16 protein-coding genes are annotated in these 23,862 nt (G+C 38.6%); all 16 read right to left on the bottom strand.

All coding sequences use genetic code 11. From position 1 onward, the window contains the following. Positions 1-33: 33 nt before the first annotated feature. Positions 34-1,026: an aspartate-semialdehyde dehydrogenase gene (locus M030_RS0101255; protein WP_027371869.1), complete on the bottom strand. Its 993-nt coding sequence runs from the start codon at positions 1,024-1,026 to the stop codon at positions 34-36. 66 nt (positions 1,027-1,092) lie between these two features. Beyond that, entirely contained in the window at positions 1,093-1,524 is a 432-nt protein-coding gene (locus tag M030_RS0101250) for a hypothetical protein (RefSeq protein WP_027371868.1), read from the bottom strand. An 84-nt stretch (positions 1,525-1,608) separates the two neighbouring features. Then, positions 1,609-4,284 (bottom strand): TonB-dependent receptor, encoded by a 2,676-nt coding sequence (locus tag M030_RS0101245; protein WP_027371867.1) that lies wholly within the window; start codon positions 4,282-4,284, stop codon positions 1,609-1,611. 208 nt (positions 4,285-4,492) lie between these two features. Then, positions 4,493-5,353: a carboxylating nicotinate-nucleotide diphosphorylase gene (gene nadC / locus M030_RS0101240; protein WP_027371866.1), complete on the bottom strand. Its 861-nt coding sequence runs from the start codon at positions 5,351-5,353 to the stop codon at positions 4,493-4,495. Positions 5,354-5,365: 12 nt separating this feature from the next. Further along, positions 5,366-6,937: an L-aspartate oxidase gene (gene nadB / locus M030_RS0101235; protein ID WP_027371865.1), complete on the bottom strand. Its 1,572-nt coding sequence runs from the start codon at positions 6,935-6,937 to the stop codon at positions 5,366-5,368. A gap of 30 nt (positions 6,938-6,967) precedes the next feature. Beyond that, positions 6,968-7,594, bottom strand: coding sequence for an NAD(P)H-dependent oxidoreductase (locus M030_RS0101230; protein ID WP_027371864.1), 627 nt, complete (start codon positions 7,592-7,594; stop codon positions 6,968-6,970). A 120-nt stretch (positions 7,595-7,714) separates the two neighbouring features. Beyond that, complete coding sequence (locus tag M030_RS24820) at positions 7,715-9,979, bottom strand: T9SS type B sorting domain-containing protein (RefSeq protein WP_051584836.1); 2,265 nt, start codon at positions 9,977-9,979, stop codon at positions 7,715-7,717. Positions 9,980-10,112: 133 nt separating this feature from the next. Next, positions 10,113-12,374 (bottom strand): lectin-like domain-containing protein, encoded by a 2,262-nt coding sequence (locus M030_RS24815; RefSeq protein ID WP_051584835.1) that lies wholly within the window; start codon positions 12,372-12,374, stop codon positions 10,113-10,115. A 164-nt stretch (positions 12,375-12,538) separates the two neighbouring features. Next, positions 12,539-13,015: a ribonuclease HI gene (gene rnhA, locus M030_RS0101215; protein ID WP_027371863.1), complete on the bottom strand. Its 477-nt coding sequence runs from the start codon at positions 13,013-13,015 to the stop codon at positions 12,539-12,541. A 53-nt stretch (positions 13,016-13,068) separates the two neighbouring features. After that, complete coding sequence (dnaB, locus tag M030_RS0101210; protein WP_027371862.1) at positions 13,069-14,655, bottom strand: replicative DNA helicase; 1,587 nt, start codon at positions 14,653-14,655, stop codon at positions 13,069-13,071. A gap of 155 nt (positions 14,656-14,810) precedes the next feature. Then, on the bottom strand, positions 14,811-16,967 hold the full coding sequence (locus M030_RS0101205) for a T9SS type B sorting domain-containing protein (protein WP_027371861.1): 2,157 nt from the start codon (positions 16,965-16,967) through the stop codon (positions 14,811-14,813). Between the two features lie 97 nt (positions 16,968-17,064). Beyond that, the gene (locus M030_RS0101200; protein ID WP_027371860.1) at positions 17,065-19,161 is read right to left on the bottom strand and encodes a T9SS type B sorting domain-containing protein; all 2,097 of its coding nucleotides are present in this window, start codon (positions 19,159-19,161) and stop codon (positions 17,065-17,067) included. Positions 19,162-19,201: 40 nt separating this feature from the next. Beyond that, complete coding sequence (locus M030_RS0101195; protein WP_027371859.1) at positions 19,202-19,804, bottom strand: hypothetical protein; 603 nt, start codon at positions 19,802-19,804, stop codon at positions 19,202-19,204. Positions 19,805-20,509: 705 nt separating this feature from the next. Next, positions 20,510-21,745: an MFS transporter gene (locus M030_RS0101190; RefSeq protein WP_034721902.1), complete on the bottom strand. Its 1,236-nt coding sequence runs from the start codon at positions 21,743-21,745 to the stop codon at positions 20,510-20,512. A 92-nt stretch (positions 21,746-21,837) separates the two neighbouring features. After that, positions 21,838-22,200: a hypothetical protein gene (locus tag M030_RS0101185; protein WP_027371857.1), complete on the bottom strand. Its 363-nt coding sequence runs from the start codon at positions 22,198-22,200 to the stop codon at positions 21,838-21,840. A 71-nt stretch (positions 22,201-22,271) separates the two neighbouring features. Next, positions 22,272-23,771: a GH3 auxin-responsive promoter family protein gene (locus M030_RS0101180; RefSeq protein ID WP_027371856.1), complete on the bottom strand. Its 1,500-nt coding sequence runs from the start codon at positions 23,769-23,771 to the stop codon at positions 22,272-22,274. Positions 23,772-23,862 lie beyond the last annotated feature (91 nt).

Raw genomic sequence — 23,862 nt, 5'->3', positions numbered from 1 at the left:
TCTCAATTTTGAGACTCTTTTTATTTTGTTAGTTTATACTAAGTTGTTTGCTACAAGGTATTCTGCGATTTGTACAGCGTTCGTTGCTGCTCCTTTCCTCAGATTATCTGCTACAATCCAGAGATTAAGCGTTTTGGGCTGTGACAGATCCCGTCTTATCCTTCCTACGAAAACTTCGTCTTTTCCTTCCGAATATAAAGGCATTGGATAATGATTATTTTTCACGTCATCCATTACAACTACTCCGGGAGTTTCGGATAAGATTTTTCTTACTTCATCCAATTCAAATTCATTTTCAAATTCGATATTTACACTTTCAGAGTGACCACCCTGAACAGGTACTCTTACTGCTGTTGCCGTTAAATTGAATGTATCATCACCTAAAATTTTCTTAGGTTCTTTCATCAACTTGATTTCTTCTTTTGTGTAATCATCATCAGCAAATACATCACAGTGTGGCAATGCATTTTTGAATATCTGATATGGATATACTTTTGCAGTAGCATCGTCTCCGCTGATTTCACCATTTAACTGGTCTACGGCAGCTTTACCCGTTCCTGTTACAGATTGATAGGTAGATACGATTACTCTTTTTAAATCATATTTTTTGTTCAGAGGTCCTAAAACCATTACCAATTGAATGGTAGAACAGTTCGGATTTGCAATGATCCTATCTTCTTTCGTTAACACATCAGCATTGATCTCGGGAACCACAAGTTTTTTATCAGGATCCATTCTCCATGCGGAAGAATTATCGATTACCGTTACTCCGGCTTCTGCAAATAAAGGAGCAAATTCAAGAGAAGTAGAACCTCCGGCAGAAAAGATAGCAATATCCGGTTTGGCAGCTATAGCGTCCTTCATGCTTACAATCGTAAATTCCTTCTGTTTATACTTCACCTTTTTACCTACAGATCTTTCGGATGCTACCGGGATTAATTCTGTTACAGGGAAGTTTCTCTCCTCCAAAACTTTAAGCATGACTTGTCCAACCATTCCTGTTGAACCTACTACAGCTACTTTCATTGATTTAATTAAAAATTTAAGATTAAACTATTTATAAATTATAACGCATATAATTTCTTTATCTTTTTAAGCCCCAAAGACTCTTGTCCAAGGAAACGCGAATGCAAATAAACCTACTGCGATCAATCCCATCATAACCACTCCTAAAGAGATGGTATCATTAGATTTTACTTTTTTGTTGACAATAGTCATCAATACTGCTGCAATAAGCATAGAGAATGGATGTTCAACATATTGGAATCTTAATGCCGCGTTTTTCATTACTTCGCCCATATTCAGACCTTTGGTAAAATTGGTGATCAACATAATGATTCCAATTAAAAACTGAACGTGGAAGAAAATCATTGTGAAAAGGGTGGTCTTCTTTAAAAACTTATTCACTTTTCCACTGAAACCGAACATGGTTGCTAAAAGCGCGATGATAAATAAAGCTACTAAAAGAAGTTCAAGATACCCGAATCCTTTGTGGGCATTAAGCAAAATGTTGTAAAAATCCATAATCCTATTTTTTTGTAGACAAAGATAACAAAAATCCCGGCTCAAAGCCGGGATTGATATTGAGAAAATCTAATATTGTGATAATTAGAAGTTGAATGATAAGGTTGCAGCCCAAGTTCTTCCGAATCCGAATAGTACACGGTTGTCGGTTGCAACACCTTTGTACATGTATCCTAACTCTTCGTAAGTTTTCTTAGCTGTATTGTTTGAACCGTCAGCAAGTTTAGAAGGAGCATCAGATCCGAACACGTTTGTTGACGCATCAGAAATATAGAATGTATCAAACAAGTTGTAAACGTTTGCCCCGATAGTGAAATACTGTGAAGCATCTTTTAACTTGATCTTATATGAAATACCTAGGTCAAAAAGATTGAAGTCTGGTAATTTTAGTACTCCTTTATCCTGTGCTGCCTGGTTAGAGAAAGTAGCAATATCAATAGATGAGTATACTTTTCCTACATATCTCCATGTTCCAAAAATGCTTAAATCTTTTACCGGTTTAATTGTAGCTCCTAATGAAGCAGTCATTTGAGGAATACTGTTGTTGCTTGTTCCTCCTACTTTTACTTTGTCTAAGTATAGAGTTGAAGCAGAGGAAGATGATGCTCCGGATAATGAAAGAGGGTTATTATTGTCATCAAATGCAGATCCACTAGCATTTCCTTTGTAATAATAATCTCCCCAAGAGAACATACCCTGGAATTCTAAGAAACTTGTTGGTTTGTAAACTGCATCAAATTCAACACCCTGGTGAACTTCAGTAATACCACTGATTTCTGCATAACCGGTAGTTGTTGTATTGTCAGCCAGTGTAAATGTCTGGTTTGTTCTTCTTAACCATCTATCTCTCCATTCAGTTCTGTACAAGTTAACATTTGCGCTAAACTTTTGAGATCTGAAACCATATCCTACTTCAGCGGAGAAGATTTTTTCATTGGTTAAGCTAGGGTTTACCACCTGGAAATTACTTGGATACACAGAGTTCATGAATGGCTGCTTGCTGTAATATCCGATATTAGCAAATACATTGTGGTGCTCATCAATGTTATAGTTGGCTCCCCCTTTAATATTGTATCCGAAAAGATTTTTGAAACCGGTTTTTGTATTAACAACTTGACCTTGCTGTTTAGTTACTCCGTCTTTCACGAAGTTATCGATTCTTTGATATCCTTGGTTGGACACTGATCCCTGGAGGAACGCAGATAGCTTATCTTTAGTATATTCAACCTGACCGAATGCGCTATACCAGATAACTTCACCGTCATTACTATATCCGATTTGCTCGTTCAGAGGAGCTGTTTTTCCACCGAACGGGTTCCAAGCTAGCTTCTGATAATCATATGTTCTTGTAACATTGTAAGGTGCTACATTGTTATTAAGGATTTCCTGATAACCTTTTGCTCCATAAAGATCAGAAACTACCTGATAGTGGTAACCATAATAATATCTGTCATCTGTACCGATTGAGAAGTTCCAGTTGTCATTAAGTTTGTGCTGGAAGTTGGCCAAGATACCATACCAGTTGTGAGAGTTGATGCTTGATCTTCTGATGATACCATCTCTTACCTGATATTGTTTCCCGTTAGCCGGGTTAGTTACCATATAAGGAGTACCAGCCATTAAACCGTTGTTTAATGCGAAGATTTTATCATAATCAAAAGTTCCGTCTGTTCTTCTGTATGAGTTGATGTTGTTGGTAGTTGGAGTTCCATTGCTATTGAATTTTCCATTCCAGAAGCTTCCAAGGTCTCCTGTTCCACCACCTCTACCATTAGACATATATAGAACAGTACTTAATTTAGACTTTTCATTCATTGTCCAGTCCCAGTTGAACATTATTACTGGTTTTGAGTAATAATTAGCTCTGTTGGCAAGTGAAACTGATCGTCCTTCTGCATTGGTATAATATCCCCAGTCGGAGTTATATGTTCTGTCAGGAGTATTATCACGATCCGGATTATACGTAATATAGTCTTTAATAAACGGAGAGTAAGTTCTTTGGTTATGCCATTGTGGAGATCCTGTTATAGTAAACTGGAAATTATGTTTTTTATTTGGCTCCCAACCTAAAGCGAAGTAGTAAGCATATGATTCATAATCTGTGTTTTGAATATATGTACTTCCTGCCTGTCTGCTCAATAAGAATGAGCTAGACCAACCTTGGGCAGATTTACCGGTATTGTAGGCAAAAGATGTTTTTAAATAGTCATTGTTACCAACTCCTAATCTGATCACACCTCCTTGTTTCATATCTGCTGATCTTGTTAGGAAGTTCATTGTACCTCCTACGGAAGCAATAGCAAGCTTAGAAGATCCAAGTCCTCTTTGCACCTGCATAGTACTTGTTACATCGGACAGACCTGTCCAGTTTGACATGTATACGGTACCACCTTCCATGTCATTTACAGGCATACCATTTACCATTACGGCAATGTTTCTTGATTCGAATCCTCTGATTACAATTTGTGAGTCTCCGAAACCACCACCTCCTTTTGTTGCATATACGGAAGGTGTAGTGTTCAAAATTTCAACAAGCTCCTGATTTCCTTGTCTTTCAAGAATTTGTGCAGCTTTGATTGTAGAAACTGCTACCGGTGTCTTTCTATCTTTTGCGATATCGGTTACACCTTTTAGAATTACCTCTTCAATCTCTTTAGACTGTCCTGCTTTTACAGTGTCCTGAGTTTGTTGAGCATAATAAACACTAGCTGTAGATAAAGTAATAACCGCAGTTAGTATTGATTTGTTGATTAATTTCATAATCGTTAGTAATAATTAGATTTAATTTTCTGCAAAATTCGCAAAATTAAATTTAACTATTATTAACTCAATGTTAATTTTTAATCAATCTTAATAATATTAAGTAATTGATTCTCAATATTATAAATAAAAGTTGAATTTTTGTATGAAAAAAGTCATGTTGTTGAATTTTTAACAAAGGCGGGGTGTTTTTGTTAAAAATTCAAAACTATTTCACTGCTTTGAGACTCAGATCTATATTTTCTGCCGAGTGTGTAAGGGCGCCTACAGAGATGTATGTAACACCTGTAGAAGCAATCTCTTTCAACATGTCACGGGTAATTCCGCCTGAGGCTTCAGACTCACAAGAACCATTGATCATTTGGACAGCTTCTCTCATTGTTTTCACATCCATATTATCAAGCATGATTCTGTCAACTTTTGCTTTGATGGCTTCCTTTACCTCCTCAAGGTTTCTGGTTTCAACCTCTATTTTTAACTTTTTCTTATTCTTTTTAACATAGTCCTTGGCCATAGCGACAGCATTGGTGATGCTTCCGTTGTAATCAATGTGGTTGTCTTTAAGCATAATCATATCGTAAAGACCATACCTGTGATTTGTTCCACCACCTATGGCAACAGCCCATTTTTCGCACATTCTGAAGTTAGGAGTTGTTTTTCTGGTATCCAGTAATTTGGTTTTTGTTCCTACCAATCTCGAATCCCATTCATGCGTAAGGGTGGCAATACCACTCATTCTTTGCATGCAGTTCAGAAGTAGCCTCTCTGTAGAAAGGATGGATCTGGCACTTCCGGTTACGGTTAGTACAATATCTCCTACTTTTGCTGCATCACCATCTTTAAGAAAAGTTTCAACTTTTAAATCTTTGTCAAAAGTTTTGAAAATAATTTCTGCCAATTCTACACCGGCCAGAATACAATCCTGCTTTACCAAAAGCTTTGCACTTTGTACAAGATCCTCTGGAATCGTAGAAAGGGTAGAGTGGTCTCCATCCTGGATGTCTTCTTCCAAAGCGCTATTTATAAAAGTCTTTAATGCCTTATCTGTTACGTAGCTTGGTCTTTTCATTATGGTATGCTTTTAAACTAAATCTTTATTGTAAAATGCTCCTTTATTTTCTTTCATTTCCATCGATTGGGTGATGATAAGATGGGCAACGGTCGTTAGGTTTCTTAATTCTGATAATTGAGGCGATAAGATAGAGTAGTGGTAAATTTCATCCACGGCTGCGGCAATTTCCTGATGTTTTTGCAGGGCCATACTCAGACGTCTGTTGCTTCTGACAATACCCACCAGATCACTCATCATTTCCTGAAGCTGTTTTCTGAGATAGCTGACAATAACCATTTCATCCATGATTTTCATGCCTTCCTCATTCCACTCCGGAACTGCCTTCAGATCATCGAAATTAAAATTATTTTCTTTTAATAAATCAACGGTTTTCATGGCAGCATTATGCCCGAATACCAATCCTTCAAGCAGAGAATTGGAAGCAAGCCTGTTGGCTCCATGTAATCCGGAATTGGTACATTCTCCCACAGCAAAAAGGTTTCTGATAGAAGATTGCCCGTCCCGGTCTACTTCGATACCACCCATAAGATAATGACAGGCAGGAACTACAGGGATGAGTTGCGTGAAAGGATCAATGCCTTCATCTTTACATTTTTTGTAAATATTGGGGAAATGCTCCAGGAATTTTTCCCGATTCATCTCACGGCAATCAAGACCGACATACTCATCTCCCGAAATTTTCATTTCATTGTCAATGGCTCTTGCTACGATATCCCGGGAAGCTAATTCTTCACGCTCATCATATTTCTGCATGAATTTTTCGCCTCTTTTTGTCCTTAATTTAGCACCGTCACCTCTTACGGCTTCGGAAATAAGAAACAACATCCCGTCAATCTTATTGTATAAAGCAGTAGGATGGAACTGATAGTACTGCATATTGGAAACCTTTCCTTTGGCACGGGCTACGAAGGCAATTCCGTCTCCTGTTGCAATTGTAGGATTAGTTGTGTTTTTATACACATGGCCAGCCCCTCCTGTAGCGGCTAATGTAATCTTGGACGTTATTTTTTTGATTGTTTTAGACTTCTCGTCCAGAATATAAGCACCATAGCAATGGATGTCTCCTTCGTTAAGTTCTTTTCCCGGAACATGGTGCTGAGTAATGATATCAATGACGTAATGATGATCCAGAATTTCGATATTCGGGCTGTTATTGGCTGTTTCCAGTAAAGCTCTTTCGATTTCGAAACCTGTAATATCTTTATGATGTACAATTCTGTTCTCGGTGTGTCCGCCTTCTCTTCCCAGGGCAAATTTGCCGTTTTTCATATCAAACTGAGCACCCCATTCTACAATTTCATTGAATCTTGCAGGTGCTTCTTTCACGACCATTTCCACAACATCGCGTTTATTTTCGCCATCACCGGCACGCATGGTATCTTCAATATGTTTCTCAAAATTATCTTTTTGAAAGTCTGTTACGACGGCCAGCCCACCCTGTGCATATTTGGTGTTGCTTTCATCTTCATCAGATTTTGTCACAATGATGATTTTGGCATCAGGGAACTGTTCAGAAACTTTAATGGCATAGGAAAGTCCGGAAATTCCGGAACCGATTACTAATACATCCGCTTTTATCATATGCTTGCTTTAGGTACAACCGTTTAAATATTAAATAAATTTAAACAATTTTTCGTTTGGTTTTCTCACTTTTTTCATGTACTGGAAGTAATCTTCTTCGGAGCGGTAGCCCAAAGCGAGGGTAACGGTTACTTTTTCCGTTTCAGGATTGATATTCAGAATCTCTTCGATCAGGTCTTGTCGGAAGCCTTCCATCGGACAGGAGTCTATATTTTCAATAGCGGCAGCATACATGAGATTGGCCAGTACAATATAAGACTGTTTTTCTGCCCAGTTAAAGATTTCATCCTGTGTTTTTTGACTGATATGTTGCCTGATGCTATTTTTAAAAGGATCAAGTTGTTCTAAAGGTGTTTCTCTGACTTCAGAAATGTGATTGAAATATCCACGGATATAATGTTCTTCAATTGTTTTTTTGGATATAATAACAACGAGATGAGAACAGGTGGAAATCTGAGATGGATTATAAAAAGCAGGAATTAATTTCCGTTTCATTTCCTCACTCTCCACAACAATGATTTTATAAGGTTGAAGTCCCAGCGAACTTGCAGACAGTTTTCCTGACTCAAGAATATTGTGTAATGTCTCCTGAGGAATGATTTGATGATTAAATTTTTTTACAGAATATCTTCTGCTTAAAGCCTCCAAATAATTCATAAGGCAAATTTAAGGATTGAATATGAATAAAAAGTCTTTAAAACAAAATATATCCTATTAATCATACAAAAATCACCCCGACTGGCGGAGTGATTTCTTTATAATAGATGAAATTGGTGATTATTCTCTGTTTTTTACAAGGATCCAACCTGAGAATTTAACAGGAGTGTTGGAGGTATTGTTTTTATTATTTTCATCCCATGAAATAGAGTACCAGTAGCTTCCCGTCGGAACTCTTCTTCCGTTGGCAGTTCCGTTCCATGTGTATTTATTGGATTTATCAGCTCTGAAAAGTTGTACACCATACCTGTCATAAATGTTAATTTCCAGGTTTCGTTTACGGGCCAGTGCAGAGTAGTCAATGATATCATTGATTCCGTCATCATTCGGTGTGATTACATTGATCAGGTTAGGAACCGTGATGGTAACTTCCATAGGAACACAATTATAGCTGTCTTTTACGTATATTTTAGCTTCGCCCCGGGGAACATTAGGAAATACATTAGAGTCCTGCCAGCTAACGTTGTCCATAGAGTATCGGTAAGGTGGCTTTCCTCCGTTAACAAATACCGTCACATTGTTTCCTGAAATATCAATGCTGGATATTACCGGATTTTCAGCGGCAAAAACCTTTACGGTCTGTAGAGCAGTACATTCCCCTGTTTTCAGTTTTACCCAATAGGTTCCGACTCCCACGTTAGTAATAGTCTGGGTTGTAGCTCCCGTGCTCCATTCATAACTTTTGAATCCGGCACCGGCGTCTAAGGTTGTCTTACTTTCAATACAGATCGTTTTGTCTTGCAGAACTCTGGAAAACACCGGTGGTACCACTGTAAGAGTCACTTTCGCAATAGAGTAACATCCATTTGCACCGAATACTTTTATGTATGCCACTCCGTTAGGCGCAATATACGCTCCCGGATTAGGGATGGGGTTCGTTCCGTTAACAGCATCGGTTAAAGAAGGATAATATTCTTTTGTAAGCCCTCCCTGAGAAACTACAGCAGACGAAATATTGAAAAGTGCCATTGATGGGGTGGCTTCAATAAAGCAGGATTTTAATTCAGTGTCATTCACTACTACGACAGGATAGATGTTCAGAGTTATTTTAGCCGTGCTTACGCAGCCTTGTGCAGTTGTTACCCTTACATATACTGTGCCTGCGCCTGCTGCATAAGCGGTAGGGTTGGTGATTTGATTAGTTCCGGCATTCATGTCAAATAAGGTAGGGTAGAACTCTTTGGTTGTACCGGTTAAAGTCGTTACAGCAGCAGTGGTGAGGTCAAAAGTTGCTGTTCCTGCATTGTTATTATTACATCCGCTGAGGCTGGCATCGGTAGCGGCAAAAGGGGTCGGGTTGAGCTGTATGACCCCGTCTCCGTTGTCGCAAAGCGTTGAAGTAGGATCTTTTATGACAACTTTGATGGTTGTATTGCCTGAATATTGGAAACTAGCGGGATTGGCAATAGGAGTTGCATTTCCTAAAATATAATAGGTGAAAATATAGTTACCGGGGTTATTCACAAACTGCGAATTGTAAGAAGTAAGGTCCACAAAACCATTTCCGGTAGCAGGATTAGTACAAACAAATGGAGTGACGGTGTTATTTAAAATAGGAACTTTATCTACAAATACCTTTGCATTCTTGATAGAGTGTCTTGCGCTTGCTCCGCCGGTTGCAGCAGAGAAACCGAAATACCCCTGCGTCATTCCTGCCGCGCCGCCTGACGGGGCAAAAGACTGGTCAACAATTAGTACACCATCAATTTTTATTTTAATAATCCAGCTCGTCGGATTGGAAAGATCGGTTTCACCATTTACCTCAACGTGCTTATAGGTATCTCCTACGAATGGCTGTGTGGCAATAAGGTCAGGAGAGTGGAAGGTACTTCCCGGTGTATTGTTGAATTCAATATTATTCCCGGCGGTATTATTGGTACCATATAAAAGATGTACTTTGCTCATCTGACCTTCGGTAGTATTGTTGAAAATGTCAAAACCCACCATTAGTCCCGAAGCATTAGCCGGTATTCCCAGGCCTCCTCCCGATACGAATCCTGTAGGAGGATTGGCCAGATACCAGAAGGTAAACCCGTCACCTCTCCCAAATTGAGTAGTTCCGTTGCCGTCAATTCTAAAATCAAATTCTACTTTCCATTTGTCACAGTAGCTTAACGTAATAGGATCGGCCAGCGTTATCGCTCCAAACCTACTGGTCTGATCGGTTGTAAGTCTAATAAAATCAGTGCTTACGACAGCATCAGATACCAGGTTCCATCCTGTGGTATTTACCGGATTTCCGCTGAGCTGATAGGTTTGTGAAGCTAATTTTAAAGGAGTTCCTAATAGAATGATTAATAAATAAATAAGTATATTTTTTCTCATAACAGTTGGAGGGTTAGTTATCTTATTGATGTAATACATATTGTTTAGAATGTGAATGAGATCCGGAGATTTTTTTTCATTATAATTTCATATAATAGGCTGTCTTCTTATAAAAAACAGCCTATATCATATTCTATTCTCTATTTTTGACCAATACCCAACCGGAATATTTTGTTTCGGTATTGTTTTTATTATTTTCGTTCCATGAAATGGTATACCAGTAAGTGCCCGTAGGAACCCTTTTACCGGATGCCATCCCATTCCATGTGAAATTCCTCATTTTATCTGCTTCGTACATCTTGTTGCCATATCGGTCATACACCGTAAACACTAAATTTTTCTTATATCCTAATGCAGAATAGTCAATGAAATCATTAATGTTGTCCCCATTGGGAGTAATGGCATTCACAAGATTAGGAACCGTGATTTGGACTTCCACGGGTGAGCAATTGTAGAAATCTTTCACATAGACTTTTACTTCCCCTCTTGCCAGACCGGTAAAAATATTAGATGTCTGCCAAGTAGCTCCGTCTAAAGAATATTGATACGGTGGTGTTCCTCCGGCTACATAGACCGTAATTGTATTGTGGTTAATATCAATGTTTGCAATAACAGGATTGGGTGCCGCCATTACTTTTACAATCTGAGTGGTAATACAGTTTCCGGTTTTAAGCTTTACCCAATACTCTCCAACCCCAACGTCTTTGATAGACTGCGTGGTTTCCCCGGTGCTCCACTCATATCCGTTAAATCCAGGGCCGGCATCAAGATTCGTCTTTTCACCGATACAAAGAGTTTTATCCTTTAAAATTCCGGATTTTACGGGAGGAAGAACTATAAGGTTGATTTTAGCAATAGCAAAACATCCGTTGCTGTCGGTTACTTTAGCATATACTGTTGTGCTTGCTGATATGTATTGAAGGAAACTTACAATTTCATTAGTGCCGCTTAGAGCGTTGGCTACTGAAGTGTAGTATTTTTTTGTAAACCCGCTGGTTAAAGAAGTTACGTCTGCAGAGTTTAAATCAAATACAGCGTTGGTGATATTATTTTCAATAAAACATGCTCTCAGGGTTGCTTCTTTTACGGGAGTTTCAGCGTAAAATGCGAGGGTTATTTTAGCATTACCAGTACAGCCCTGTGGGGTGGTTACTTTTACATAAACAACGCCAGGGACTGATAAATAACTGTCAGGATTTAATATTTCGTTGGTGTCTGCATTCAGGTCATTTAAGGTCTTGTAATATTTTTTAACAGAACCCGGAACGCCAGTGACGGCAGCCGTATTCAGATTGAAAGTGGCGGTGCCGATTTTATTATTATTACAGGCAAGAATTGTTTTGTCCTCCGCTTTAAAAGGAGCAATGCTCAACTGAATTTTTCCATCAGGATTATCACAGAGTATTCCCGCATTATCCTTTATTACGACTGTGACGGTAGTATTTGTGTTAAATTGGTAATTAGTGGGATTCGCAATGGGAGTAGAACTTCCTAAAGGATAATAAGTGAATGTATAATTAGAAGGATTGCTGACAAACTGGGAATTATATGAGGTCAGGTTTACGCTTCCATAACCGGTTGTAGGATTGGGGCAAAAAGACTGAGATATAGAATTTAACAGGATAGGGACTTTGTCCGTATATATTTTTACATTTTTGATTGAATGTCTCGATCTGGCGCCTCCTGTAGATGCTGAGAAGCCAAAATATCCTACCGTCATTGCAGCTGCTGTACCTGCAGGTGCAAAAGACTGATTGCAGATTACATTACCGTCTATAGTTATTTTTACAATCCAGTTGGCAGGAGCGGCAGGGTCTACCTGAGCGGTTACTTCAACATGTTTATAGGTGGTTCCCTGGAAAGGTTGGGTAGTATTGAGGTCAGGTGAGTGGAAAGAACTTCCGGGAACATTGAAGAATTCTACATTATTACTGTCTGTTGTGTTGGCCACCTGCCCATACGCAACATGCACTTTGCTCATTGTAGCTGTCGTTGTGTTATTGTAAGTATCAAATCCGACAATAAATCCGACGGCATTTTGGGAAACTCCAAGGCCGGACCCTAGTACACTTGCAATAGGTGGGTTGGCAAGATACCAGAATGCAATACCGTCTCCGTTGGAGTTTTGGTTGGAATCCATTCTGAAGTCAAATTCGACCCTCCATTTGTCACAATATTTTAAATTGATGGGATCATTGAGTCTGATGGAACCTGATTGATTGTTCGTGTCAGGGGTGAGTTGGATGAAATCAGTATTTACTGTAGCAGTAGGAACTACAGTCCAGCCTGTGGTGTTTACAGGGTTCCCGGCCAGCTGGTATGTTTGTGCCCGTGAATAATTCCCCGAAAAACATAGTATAATAATGAAAAAACAAAACGGTAGTATTTTATTCATTTATTTGGGATTTAGATTAATAAGTAAAGATATTAAATCCTGATAAATAAATGTATATTTAATGTTAATTTTACTAAAAAAATATAATATTAATCAAAAAATATTATTTCTTATGATAAAATAATTAAAGTTATAACCGTAAATGTAGAATTGTATTAATTATGTTAAAAAAGAGAATTACTATCTAATCCTTCAAAATACGCATCGATTTCTAAATCGGCAGAGTTGGCGGCAGCCACTGCAAGTTGATCACAAAGCTCGTTTTCGAAATGACCTGCGTGACCTTTTACCCAATGCATCGTGGGTGTGTGTTTGTTGTAAAGCTCAATGAATTTTTTCCAGAGATCCGGATTTTTTACATTTTTCCAGCCTCTCTTGATCCATCCCTGGATCCAGTTTTGATTAACGGCATCAGCTACATATTTACTGTCTGTATAAACATGGATCTGATTTTCTGTAGATTTTAATTTTTCCAATGCGGAAATAACAGCAAGAAGCTCCATCCTGTTGTTGGTTGTTTTTCTGAAGCCTTTGGAAAACGTTTTCTGATAGTTTTTTTCAGGAACGCGCATAAGGATTCCGTAACCGCCTTTTCCGGGGTTTCCGCTGCAGGCTCCGTCGGTGTAGATTTCGATTTTCAAATCTATTATAAAAATGAATTATTTAATTTTAGCTTAAATCCTGTCAATACGGATTAAAACGGAAAGTCATCATCATCGTCAAAGTCATTCATTGATGACCCTGAAAGTTTTGAGCTGTCCGGAAGGTCAAATGCAGCACCCGGCTGAATGGTTGTTTTAATTTTATCAAAACCACTTGGTTCACCAAAGTTGGAAGGATAGCCACCTCCGGCACTCCCATCAAGAGCGGCTTCAATATCTCCAAACTTTGCAAAATGCTTCAAGAATGACAATCTCACATCTGCAGTAGCACCATTCCTGTGCTTGGCAATAATAAGCTCAGCCTGGTTTTCTGTAGAAGTTTCCTGGCCTTCCTCATCATTATCCCAAACTGTGATTTTGTAATATTCAGGTCTGAAAATAAAAGATACGATATCGGCATCCTGCTCAATTGCTCCGGATTCCCTAAGGTCCGAAAGCTGAGGTCTTTTGCCGGGACGTGTTTCCACACTACGGGAAAGCTGGGAAAGTGCAATAACCGGTACATTCAGTTCTTTCGCAATAGCTTTTAATGAACGTGAAATCATTGAAATTTCCTGTTCACGGTTTCCAACTCCTTTTCCGCTGCTCCCTGCGGTCATCAGCTGAAGATAATCGACCATGATCAGTCTTACTCCATGTTGCATAACGAGTCGTCGACACTTTGCACGGAAGTCGAATATAGAGAGAGAGGGAGTTTCATCAATGTACAAAGGAGCATTTTCCAGTTCAGAAACGTTAGAAAACAATCGCTGCCATTCTTCATCATCAAGAGTACCCTTTCTAAGTTTCTCCGACGAGATTCTTGTTTCAGAAGCAATCATCCTGGTGATAAGCTGTACAGATGCCATCTCGAGAGAGAAAAGGGCCATTGGGATTTTGTGACCTACGGCAATATTTCTTGCCATCGAAAGAAGGAAAGCGGTTTTTCCCATTGCGGGACGGGCTGCGATAATGATGAGGTCAGAATTCTGCCAGCCACCGGTTTCTTTATCCACATCCCTGAAACCTGATGGAACTCCTGAAAGTCCTTGCTTGTCCTTTAAAGACTTGATTGTATCGATAGCCTGTTTTACCAATGAATTGGCTGTATCGAATCCCTTCTTAATCGTTCCGTTGGTGATTTCAAAAAATGACTGTTCAGCCTTATCCAGAAGTTCGAAAACATCTGTAGATTCTTTGTAAGAGGAATCGATCACATTGGCTGAAACATTAATGAGACTTCTTAAAATATATTTTTCAAGGATAACACGAACGTGATATTCTATATGGGCAGATGAACTTACTCCCATGGTCAGGTCGATGATGTAATGATCGCCTCCTGCCTGGCTTAGCTTATCATTTTTCTTTAAATCCTGGATCACCGTCATTAAATCTACCGGATGATTCCCTTCATAAAGCTTTAGAATGGTAGAAAAGATGCATTGGTGTCTGGGGTCATAAAATACTTCCGGGGTAAGGAGGTCAATAGAATGGTCGAGACCTTTTTTGTCAATCAAAAAAGTTCCTATAACAAGCCTTTCAAAATCCACTGCATTGGGAGGCATTTTTCCATCCGCAATAGACAATTCTTTTGCAAAGTTTCCGTGTGTCAGGGATGATAATGTTTCTTTCTGCGCCATGATGCAAAGATAGTTTATTTAAAAAAATAATAAAAAATAGTATTCAACAAATTATTAGCAGTCTTTCTGAAAATGCTGTCAGCAGGCTATTGCTTTTGTTGATAAAAAAATCACCCCGGGTCGGGGTGATTTTTTTATCATATTAAGATATACAATTATTCTTTATTTTTTACCAATATCCATCCTGAATATTTTGTCTCGGTGTTATTTTTATCATTTTCGTTCCAGGAGATTGTATACCAGTAGGTTCCTGTTACTATTTTTTTGCCGGATGCGGTTCCGTCCCATGTGAAGTTTCTTGTTTTGTTGGCTTCATACAGTTTGTTTCCATATCTGTCATAAACTGTGAATATCAGATTTTTCTTATAGGCTAATGCAGAATAATCTATATAATCATTAATGTTATCTCCGTTGGGTGTAATCGCATTGATCAGGTTTGGAACGGTAACGGTTATCTGGATCGGATTACAGTTGTATGTATCTTTTACATAGACTGTGTTTTCACCTCTCGGAAGCCCTGTGAATGAGTTGGAATCCTGCCATGTAACACCGTCCACAGAGTATTTGTATGGTGGCACTCCTCCTGTAGCAGTCACGGTAATGTTGTTATTGGTGATGTCTATTGAAGTAATCACCGGCTGCTGGCTTGCGCGTACATGTACTTCCTGTACGGTGAAACATTTTCCGGTCTGAAGTTTTACCCAATATGCCCCTATTCCCACATTGCTGATAGACTGAGTCGTTGCTCCCGTACTCCATTCGTAGCTTACGAATCCAGGTCCCGCATCCAGCGTTGTTCTGTTTTCGGCACAGATAATTTTATCTTTTAAAACACTTGATTTTACCGGTGGCAGAACCTTTAAAGTGATTTTGGAGATCGAGTAGCAATGTTTATCATTTTCAACCCTTACATATACTATTGTATTTTCAGAAACATAAGCTGAAGGATTTAAAATAGGGTTAGTCTGGTTTTTAGCATCTCCCAATGTCTTGTAATATTTGATGACCGTATTGGCAGGAACCGGGTTTGGAAGTCCGATTGAAGCCTTTGTAAGATCAAATGTTGAACGGGTGATATCGTTTTCAATATAACAGTTTTCAATGACAGCGTCTGTTAAATCAACGGTCGGGAAAAACAGTAATCTGATTGTTGTAGTAGCCTTACATCCGAAATTAGAAGTTACTTTCACATACACTGTTGCTTCAGGCGAAACGTAGTTGGTAGGATTGGTAATCTCATTGGTCTCTGCGTTCATGTCAGCCTGGGTAGGGTAGTATTTAATAATAGCTCCCGGACCGCCAAATACATTAGCCGTTGTCAAGTCAAACTGAGCTTTACCTTCTCCGTTATTATTACATGAATATAAAGTAGCGGTATTCGCCGTGATGCTCGCATCAACAAATTTGAATTTTCCGGTAATAAAACATCCGTTAATCGGATTATTAGGATTGGCAGGATCGTGATATACGACTCTGTAATAATATGTGGTAGTTCCGTTTACCGTTTCAATTCCAAGAGGGTTGCTTCCCGTTAGTACATCATTGGTATTGCTGTGGTAGCTTACACTGAAGTTGGCGCTGTTTCCATTGATGATAGCTCCGGTAAGTGTGGAGAAATTAAATTGTGTAGGGAGCCCGCAAACCATAACCTGACTTGGGTCTGTAGGATTTGCTGCTGGTACTCCTGGTGTAATAAACGGATATGGAGCAAGAACCGGATCGTTAAATGCGGAACTTAAACTTGCAGTACCGGACCAGATCATAGAGAAACCTTTAGCTGTACTACGATAGTTGTCAATAATCAGATAGTAGGTTTCACCTGCTGTTACATTCATATAAGGGCTCCACTTGGTACCGTTGTTCATGTCAGCAGTATTGTTGGGAGGAAAGGTTGGGAATACAGCAGGAGGTGCCATATTGATGTCCAGTCCTGTATCTCCGGAAGCACCTGAGAAGTTACATCTGATAGGTTGTTTGAAAATATTTTGTGCAGGATCCTGCATCAGGCCTGTACAGCCGTTGGTGGTAGGTCCGTAAACGGCAAAATCATAATCATCCGACTGTTGATTAGGTTTGATGGTGAAGGCAAGGGTTCCTGATGTTGCTGCCGTAAATGTATACCATACGGATAAATTTTCATTGGAATTCAGACATCCTCCGTTTTGCTTAAGGATTTCTATAACATCACCATGGCCGGCCGGGTTGTATGAAATATCAGAATTACCACAAATGGGAATAGCTGAAATACAGTCTGACTGTGAATAGACTGCCTGAGTTATTAATAAAATTAAAAAGAGTAGTATTTTTTTCATTGTTAAAATGATTTTTTGTGAAACAAAATTTACGAATAACTTTTATTATTTTTTAAAGAGTAAAAGCCGCCATGAGCGGCTTTACATTATGATATCCTTATTCTCTGTTTTTTACAAGTACCCAGCCCGAAAACTTAAAGGCCGTATTTTTCTTGTCGTTTTCATTCCAGGTCAGGGAATACCAATAGGTTCCTGTCGGTATTTTTTTACCGGCAATTGTTCCATCCCATTTATAGCCGTTTGATTTATCGGCCTGATGAATTTTAGCACCGTATCTGTCAAAAACAGTCAATACAAGATTTTGCTTATCTGCAATTGCTGAGTAATCTATGGTGTCATTTACGCCATCTCCATTCGGAGTGATCACGTTGATCAGGTTCGGAACAAGTACAGTGATTACAATCGGATCACAATCATACGCATCTTTTACATAGAGCTTATAGCTTCCTCTTGCAATATTCGAGAATACATTGGAGGTTTGCCAGGTTATATTGTCCATTGAATACTGATATTCCGGTGTTCCTCCGATTACATTTACCGTTAAAGTATTGTTTGAAATATCAACATTGCTGATGACCGGTTGTTCGGAAGGATATACTTTGACTGTTTGGGTAGTGGTGCATTCTCCGGTTTTCAGTTTTACCCAATACGTTCCTACTCCTACGTTATTGATCACCTGCGTGGTGGCTCCCGTACTCCATTCGTAACTTTTAAATCCAGGGCCTGCATCCAGGGTGGTTTTATCTTCTATACAAATAATCTTATCTTTCAGAACTTCGGATCTTACAGGAGGAGTTACTTTTAAAGTGATTTTTGCAACCGAATAACATCCTCTGCTATCAAAAACCCTTACATATACAACTCCGTTGGGAGCGATGTAGTTGGTGAAATTGAGGATTTCATTGGTTGAATCTATGGCATCCAGCAATGATGGGAAGAACTTTTTGCTTAGAGTACCTGATGCGTCCGTTACCTGTGCATTGTTCAGATTGAACAAACCGGTTGACGGATTATTTTCCAGAAAGCAGGTAGTCAGTTCAGCATCACGTACCGTCACCAATGGATAGAATTTTAAAGTAATTTCCGCCGTAGCAAAACAACCAAACTCGTTTGTTGCTTTTACGAACGCTGATCCCTCAGCCGAATAATATTGGTAAGGATTTGTGATCTCGTTAGTCCCGTTATTAAGGTCATACATAGATGGATAGTACTTTAATACATGAGTCGGATCTGCTCCTACCGTAGCTGTTGAAAGATCATATAAAGCGGTCCCTGAATTATTATTGCTACATGAAGTAAGCGTTGCAGGATTCAGAGTAAAGGATTTATCCAGAAATTTTATTTGTCCGAATTCTCTGCATTGATTTAAGAAACTCGAAGGACTATTAGGATCTACATAGCTGATCGCATAATAATATGTAGTCGCTACATTGATATTGGTAGGTGTAGTGATGGCATTGGCATCATTTGAAGAATCAGCACTGCTGGCATAATATTTTACGATGAAATTAGGGTTTGCATTTAAAATTTGTGCTGAAAGTGTTGAAAAGTCATAATTTACGATACTTCCGCAGACAGGAATTTCCCCATTTTGGGTAGGGCCAGGTCGTAAAAACGGATTGGGCTGGTAAATATGAGATGAGTTGTGATCGAATGGTGTCAGAAGCTTAGCTGTTCCCCCGAATGTTAAAGTAAATGGTGAAACTTCATCTGAGTAGTTATTAAGCAGCAAATGGTATACTTGCCCAGGAAGCACATCTAAATACTTTACAAAGTCGTCGCCTGAGCTGTCTTCTGAAAGGTCTACCGAAGTCATATCCAGACCGGTCGGGCTTATAGCTCCCCAGTTAGGTGAAGCATACGAACATCTCAACGGGGCTGCAGTTAAATTGGCACAGTCATGATTAGGTCCGTATAGTGCGAAATCATAGTCGATATCTATGGCGGTAGGGCCCGTAGGGGTAACAACAAATGTCAAGGTTCCGGCAGTTTCGATACTGAAAGTCAGCCAGATTGAATTACTCTCTCCCCTTGTTCCTAAGCAACCAACCTCTCCTTCGTGAATAGTTCCCCAGCCATTCGGTTTGAGAGAAATATCAGCATCACTACATACAGGAATTGCGGTCATACAATCCTGTTGTGCACAAAGCATCTGAGTGATTATGGTTAGAAAAATCAGTAGAAATTTTTTCATTTTTTTTAACAGTTTTAATTTTTATCCTCAGGTTATTTAATTATTGAAGGAGTGATTTTCCCCATGTTGGAGAAGCGGCTTCTGAAGGATTTTGGCTTTCAAGTGTTTGTAATGCCTTTTTAGCCAACAAATCTGCTTCTGTTTTATCGCCCGATTTTTCTTTTAGTTTTGCTTTCAAAATGGTTACCCTTGGATTGTCAGGGGAGGTTTTTTCAACTTTTGCAATGATTTTTGCAATGACATCTCCGTCCTTCTGTACATCCTGAGACTTGCTCAGCTGCATTTTCTGGAAGTAAATTAAACCTATTAAGGTGGTGATTTCAGGATTTTCGCGCTGTGATGTTGATGCTGATATAGCCAGTTTTCTGGCAAGAGAATTAGATTCATCCAGGTTTTGTCCCGATGTTTTCTTTAGCTGCATTTCATTTTTAAGATATAAAGTAACTGCTGCATAGTAGTTGGCCTGCCATTTTTCAGTGGTCTTTACATTTGAAAATTTATTGAAAAGGGTATCAAACTCGGTAGTTGTTTTCGCGTTGTTCAGTTGTAAAACAGCCTGTGATAAAGTCTTGTCTGTAAAAGTCTGAGCCTTTATCCAAAAACATGTTATAAGTGAGAATAGAATTAGTAAAGTTTTATTCATAAGGGGATATTTTATATAGCAAATATAAAAAATTATTAACGTTAAATTAAAGATTTTGAGATATATTTAAAGAAACCAGGGGGTTGTTATGCAATAATGTATTTGATGATTTTTATTTTTGATTACTTTCTTATAAACGCTGATTTTGAAGATTTGTTATATCTCACGCCATATTTATTATAGACTTTTCTGAAGTTTTTATTGGCAAAAAACTCGGAGCAGAAAAAATTCTTCTCCAAGCATAAAATGGAACTAAACAAACGATTACACTAAAAATGAATGATTCATTCTTTGTTTTTTAATAAAATCCAAGGCGAGTATTTAGAAGGTGTATTGTTCTTATTACTTTTCCAGGTGAGAACCTACCAGTAGCAGCTTTTTTGCCGGATTGGATACCATCCCGTTTGTAATCTGTGGATTTGTCACTTTGATAAATCTTAAGCCGTACCGGTTGTAGATATTTATTACTCAGTTTTGCTTGTCTTACAGGGCTGAATAATCTATAAAATCATTGATGCTGTCATTGTTGTGGCGACTGTAATTATTATTGTTGCAGCTCGTGAAAGTCGCAGATATCAGAGTGAAATTGCCATCGCGGAATGTTTTTGTATTATTGAATGAAAAAATATTCAATAAGTTAAAAAATTAAAATTTAATAGAGAGCGCGTACCAATTGACTTTAAATATTGAAATGTTAAACCGTAATTAGTATTGCATTTTTCTGAGCTTAGGATTGGTGCTTCCTACAAGTAAAGCAATTAAAACGGTCATCGTTCCGCCAAAAACTACAGATCGTACAACCCCAAGCAGCTTGGCCATAAGCCCGCTCTCAAACTGCCCCATCTCATTGCTGGACATGATGAATATTGAATTCACACTCAGCACCCGACCACGGATGTGATCCGGTGTTTTCAATTGCACGATAGTTCCTCTGATTACCACCGAAATACCATCAAGCATTCCGCTCATCACCAGAAACATAAAGCTCAGCCAATACAATTTAGAAAGTCCGAATCCGATAATGCACAGTCCAAAACCGGTAACAACTATAAGAAGTATTTTTCCCTGGTTTTTACGCAAAGGAACAATAGACAGCAAAGTAATAATACACATAGAGCCAATGTCAGAGGCTGCATTCAGAAGACCAAATCCTTCGGCACCTGCGTTGAGTATATCTGTGGCAAATACAGGGATCATTGCAACGGCACCTCCGAAAAGTACAGCAAACATATCGAGACACAATGCACCCAAAATTTCCTTGGTTTTAAAAATATAGGTTATTCCCTCACGCATGCTGTCTACAACATTTACCATTTCTTTTTTATATTCTGAATACTGTTTTTTAAGCTGCCAGAAAAATAGAGAAGCAATAAATATCAGAGATAGAATAACGACCAGGGTCCATTTTACTCCGAAATATCCTATTAAAAGACCTCCAATAGCATGTCCGCACACTGACGATATAAGGAATGTAGCCTGATTAAGAGTCACCGCATTGGGTAAATTTTCCTTTTTTACAATTTTAGGAATCATCGAGGGAACAATAGGTCCTATAAAAGCCCTGGCAATCCCTGTGAAAAATATAACACCATAAATAAAATACGTAATCTGATGTCCTGTAAAGTGCATTTCCACATCCAGGAATGCCGGAATGAGGAGGAGTCCGATCAGAAAAATATAAGCATAATTACAGATGAGCAGCAATCGCTTTTTTTCATTCATATCTATCACATGACCGGCATACAACGCACAACTCACTGCAGGAATTACCTCTGAAAGCCCGATAAGCCCGATTGAAAAAGGATCTTTTGTTAATTGATACACCCACCATCCCAATAATGTGGCAAGCATTCTGAAAGCTAAAACAATAAAAAATCTTCCGGTAAGAAGATTCCTGAACTCAACATTTTGTAAGGTCTGTAACGGGGTAAAGGAAATCATGAACAAAAATAGCCCTAAAATTTTATTTAGGGCTATTCATATGACAACTTTTGAAAGATATATTAAATATTGTTCAAAAGATAAAATCTATTTTAGTCTGCTCTTGAAGCACTGATGATAATGGCTGCAACACCCGCTGCCCCAATAATGGTGGCACCTGTAGCTATTCTTGCTTTTCTGCTGTCTTTTACCGCCGCAACATTAGCTTTAGGAATGATGACTTCCGTACTGTCTTTTTTACCCGCTGTACCTACAAGATTGTCACCTACCATATTCCTGAAAAGAATTTTTTGTTTAGGAGAGCCATCTCTCATGGTAACCTTATAGATTTTTCCTGCTTCCAGGTTAGAATAATTATTCTTTGAAATATCCTCGCTGTATTTTGTAGTTGCACACGATGAGATGACAAATAAAGAAGTTAATAAAGATGATTTTAACAGTACAGATGCTTTCATTACTTTTGTTTAGTTTTTCAAATTTATAATTTTTTTCGAATATACGTTTTTTGGAATTGAAAAATATCGCTCTAAATTTTAAAAATTTCTAATAAATCTGCAATTTTTCTGTCATTCGCCAATCTGGGTGTTTTATTTTGCCCTCCCAGCTTTCCCTGAGACTTAGCGTACTCATGGAAGGCGTTCTTTTGGAGCGTTGTAATGTGTAGCTTTTGAAGAATATTTCCCGAAATCAGATCGTCATAATAGGTATTCCGGGCTCTCAGCTGCAGGTCAAGTTCATTCCTGAATACTTCTAAATCCTCAGGCATCTTTTCAAATTCAATCAGCCATTCATGATAAGGAAGCCCTTCCTTCGGGTTTACCTGTGGAGCAAGGTGGAATTCTGTGATCTGAGCCGGATATTTTTCAAGACTAGCTTTTATAGCTTCCTCTACTTCAAAAGCAATAACGTGCTCTCCGAAAGCAGATGTGAAATGTTTGGTCCGGCCACTTACCAAAACCCTGTACGGATCTTTGCTGATAAATCGAACTACATCTCCTATAGAATACGCCCATAAACCTGAATTGGTCGTAAGGATTAAAGCGTAATCCTTATTCAGTTCAATATCTTTTAAAGTTAGTCTTCGGGCACCAGGCTTACCATATTCGTCCAACGGAATAAATTCATAAAAAATACCGTGATTGGTAAGCAGTAGCAATCCTTCTTTTGTATAATCATCCTGAAACGCGAAAAAGCCTTCAGAAGCAGGAAAGGTCTGAATGATATCTACCTGTCCTCCCAAAAGATCTTCCATTTTGTCACGATAAGGCTCATAATTTACACCTCCGGTCACAATAAGCTGAAGATGGGGAAACAATTGTTTGATCTTTTTTCCATGTCTTTCCGTCAATTTTTCAAAATACATGATCAGCCATGGTGGAATCCCTGAAATAAGAGTCATGTCCTCGTTCTCTGTTTCCTCGATAATCTTGTCTACCTTATGTTCCCAGTCTTCCATAATATTCGTCTCCCAGCTTGGCAGCCGGTTTTTTTGGAGGTAATTAGGAATATGATGGGCCACAATTCCGGAAAGCCTGCCGGTTTTTATGCCAAAAACTTCTTCCAGTTCCGGACTCCCCTGTAGAAAAATCATTTTTCCGTTCACAAAATCAGCATTATTTTTCTTACTGATATAATGGAAAAGAGCACTTTGCGCCCCGGCGATCTGAAAAGGCATGGCCTCTTTAGAAATGGGAATATATTTTGAGCCGGATGTAGTTCCCGAAGTTTTTGCAAAATATTCGGGGGTATCTGTCCAGAGAATATGAGACTGTCCTTTTTTTACTCTCTCAATATAAGGTTTAAGATCTTCATAATCCGAAACGGGTACCCGCTGCTGAAATTCTTCTACAGAATGTATATTCTCAAAATCATGTTCACGCCCAAAAAGTGTTTTTTGAGCCGTATTCACAAGAGAAAATAATAATTCCTCCTGATCTTTTTCAGCATTTTTCTTGAATTTCTCGGCATTCTGAACATGCTTTTTTGCCCAGATACGCGCTGCATTTTTCTTGAAGAAGTTTAACATGCTTCAAATTTATAAATAAGTAAAGAATATGAAATCATTTTTATGAGGCTTGACATAAAAAAACACTGAAAACTTGCATGACATTGTTTCA

Origin of the sequence: Chryseobacterium sp. UNC8MFCol (genome assembly GCF_000482305.1) — a bacterium.
Taxonomy (GTDB): domain Bacteria; phylum Bacteroidota; class Bacteroidia; order Flavobacteriales; family Weeksellaceae; genus Chryseobacterium; species Chryseobacterium indologenes.
This window is presented reverse-complemented; position numbering and strand designations above follow the sequence as displayed.

What these genes read in the sequence shown, in the direction of transcription:
- M030_RS0101245 (WP_027371867.1), bottom strand. Translation starts at nt 4,284, where the DNA reads ATGAAATTAATCAACAAATCAATACTAACTGCGGTTATTACTTTATCT.
- M030_RS0101185 (WP_027371857.1), bottom strand. Translation starts at nt 22,200, where the DNA reads ATGAAAGCATCTGTACTGTTAAAATCATCTTTATTAACTTCTTTATTT.
- M030_RS0101190 (WP_034721902.1), bottom strand. Translation starts at nt 21,745, where the DNA reads ATGATTTCCTTTACCCCGTTACAGACCTTACAAAATGTTGAGTTCAGG.
- M030_RS0101205 (WP_027371861.1), bottom strand. Translation starts at nt 16,967, where the DNA reads ATGAAAAAAATACTACTCTTTTTAATTTTATTAATAACTCAGGCAGTC.
- M030_RS0101250 (WP_027371868.1), bottom strand. Translation starts at nt 1,524, where the DNA reads ATGGATTTTTACAACATTTTGCTTAATGCCCACAAAGGATTCGGGTAT.
- M030_RS0101195 (WP_027371859.1), bottom strand. Translation starts at nt 19,804, where the DNA reads ATGAATAAAACTTTACTAATTCTATTCTCACTTATAACATGTTTTTGG.
- M030_RS0101255 (WP_027371869.1), bottom strand. Translation starts at nt 1,026, where the DNA reads ATGAAAGTAGCTGTAGTAGGTTCAACAGGAATGGTTGGACAAGTCATG.
- M030_RS24815 (WP_051584835.1), bottom strand. Translation starts at nt 12,374, where the DNA reads ATGAATAAAATACTACCGTTTTGTTTTTTCATTATTATACTATGTTTT.
- nadC (WP_027371866.1), bottom strand. Translation starts at nt 5,353, where the DNA reads ATGAAAAGACCAAGCTACGTAACAGATAAGGCATTAAAGACTTTTATA.
- M030_RS0101200 (WP_027371860.1), bottom strand. Translation starts at nt 19,161, where the DNA reads ATGAAAAAATTTCTACTGATTTTTCTAACCATAATCACTCAGATGCTT.
- M030_RS24820 (WP_051584836.1), bottom strand. Translation starts at nt 9,979, where the DNA reads ATGAGAAAAAATATACTTATTTATTTATTAATCATTCTATTAGGAACT.
- nadB (WP_027371865.1), bottom strand. Translation starts at nt 6,937, where the DNA reads ATGATAAAAGCGGATGTATTAGTAATCGGTTCCGGAATTTCCGGACTT.
- M030_RS0101180 (WP_027371856.1), bottom strand. Translation starts at nt 23,771, where the DNA reads ATGTTAAACTTCTTCAAGAAAAATGCAGCGCGTATCTGGGCAAAAAAG.
- M030_RS0101230 (WP_027371864.1), bottom strand. Translation starts at nt 7,594, where the DNA reads ATGAATTATTTGGAGGCTTTAAGCAGAAGATATTCTGTAAAAAAATTT.
- dnaB (WP_027371862.1), bottom strand. Translation starts at nt 14,655, where the DNA reads ATGGCGCAGAAAGAAACATTATCATCCCTGACACACGGAAACTTTGCA.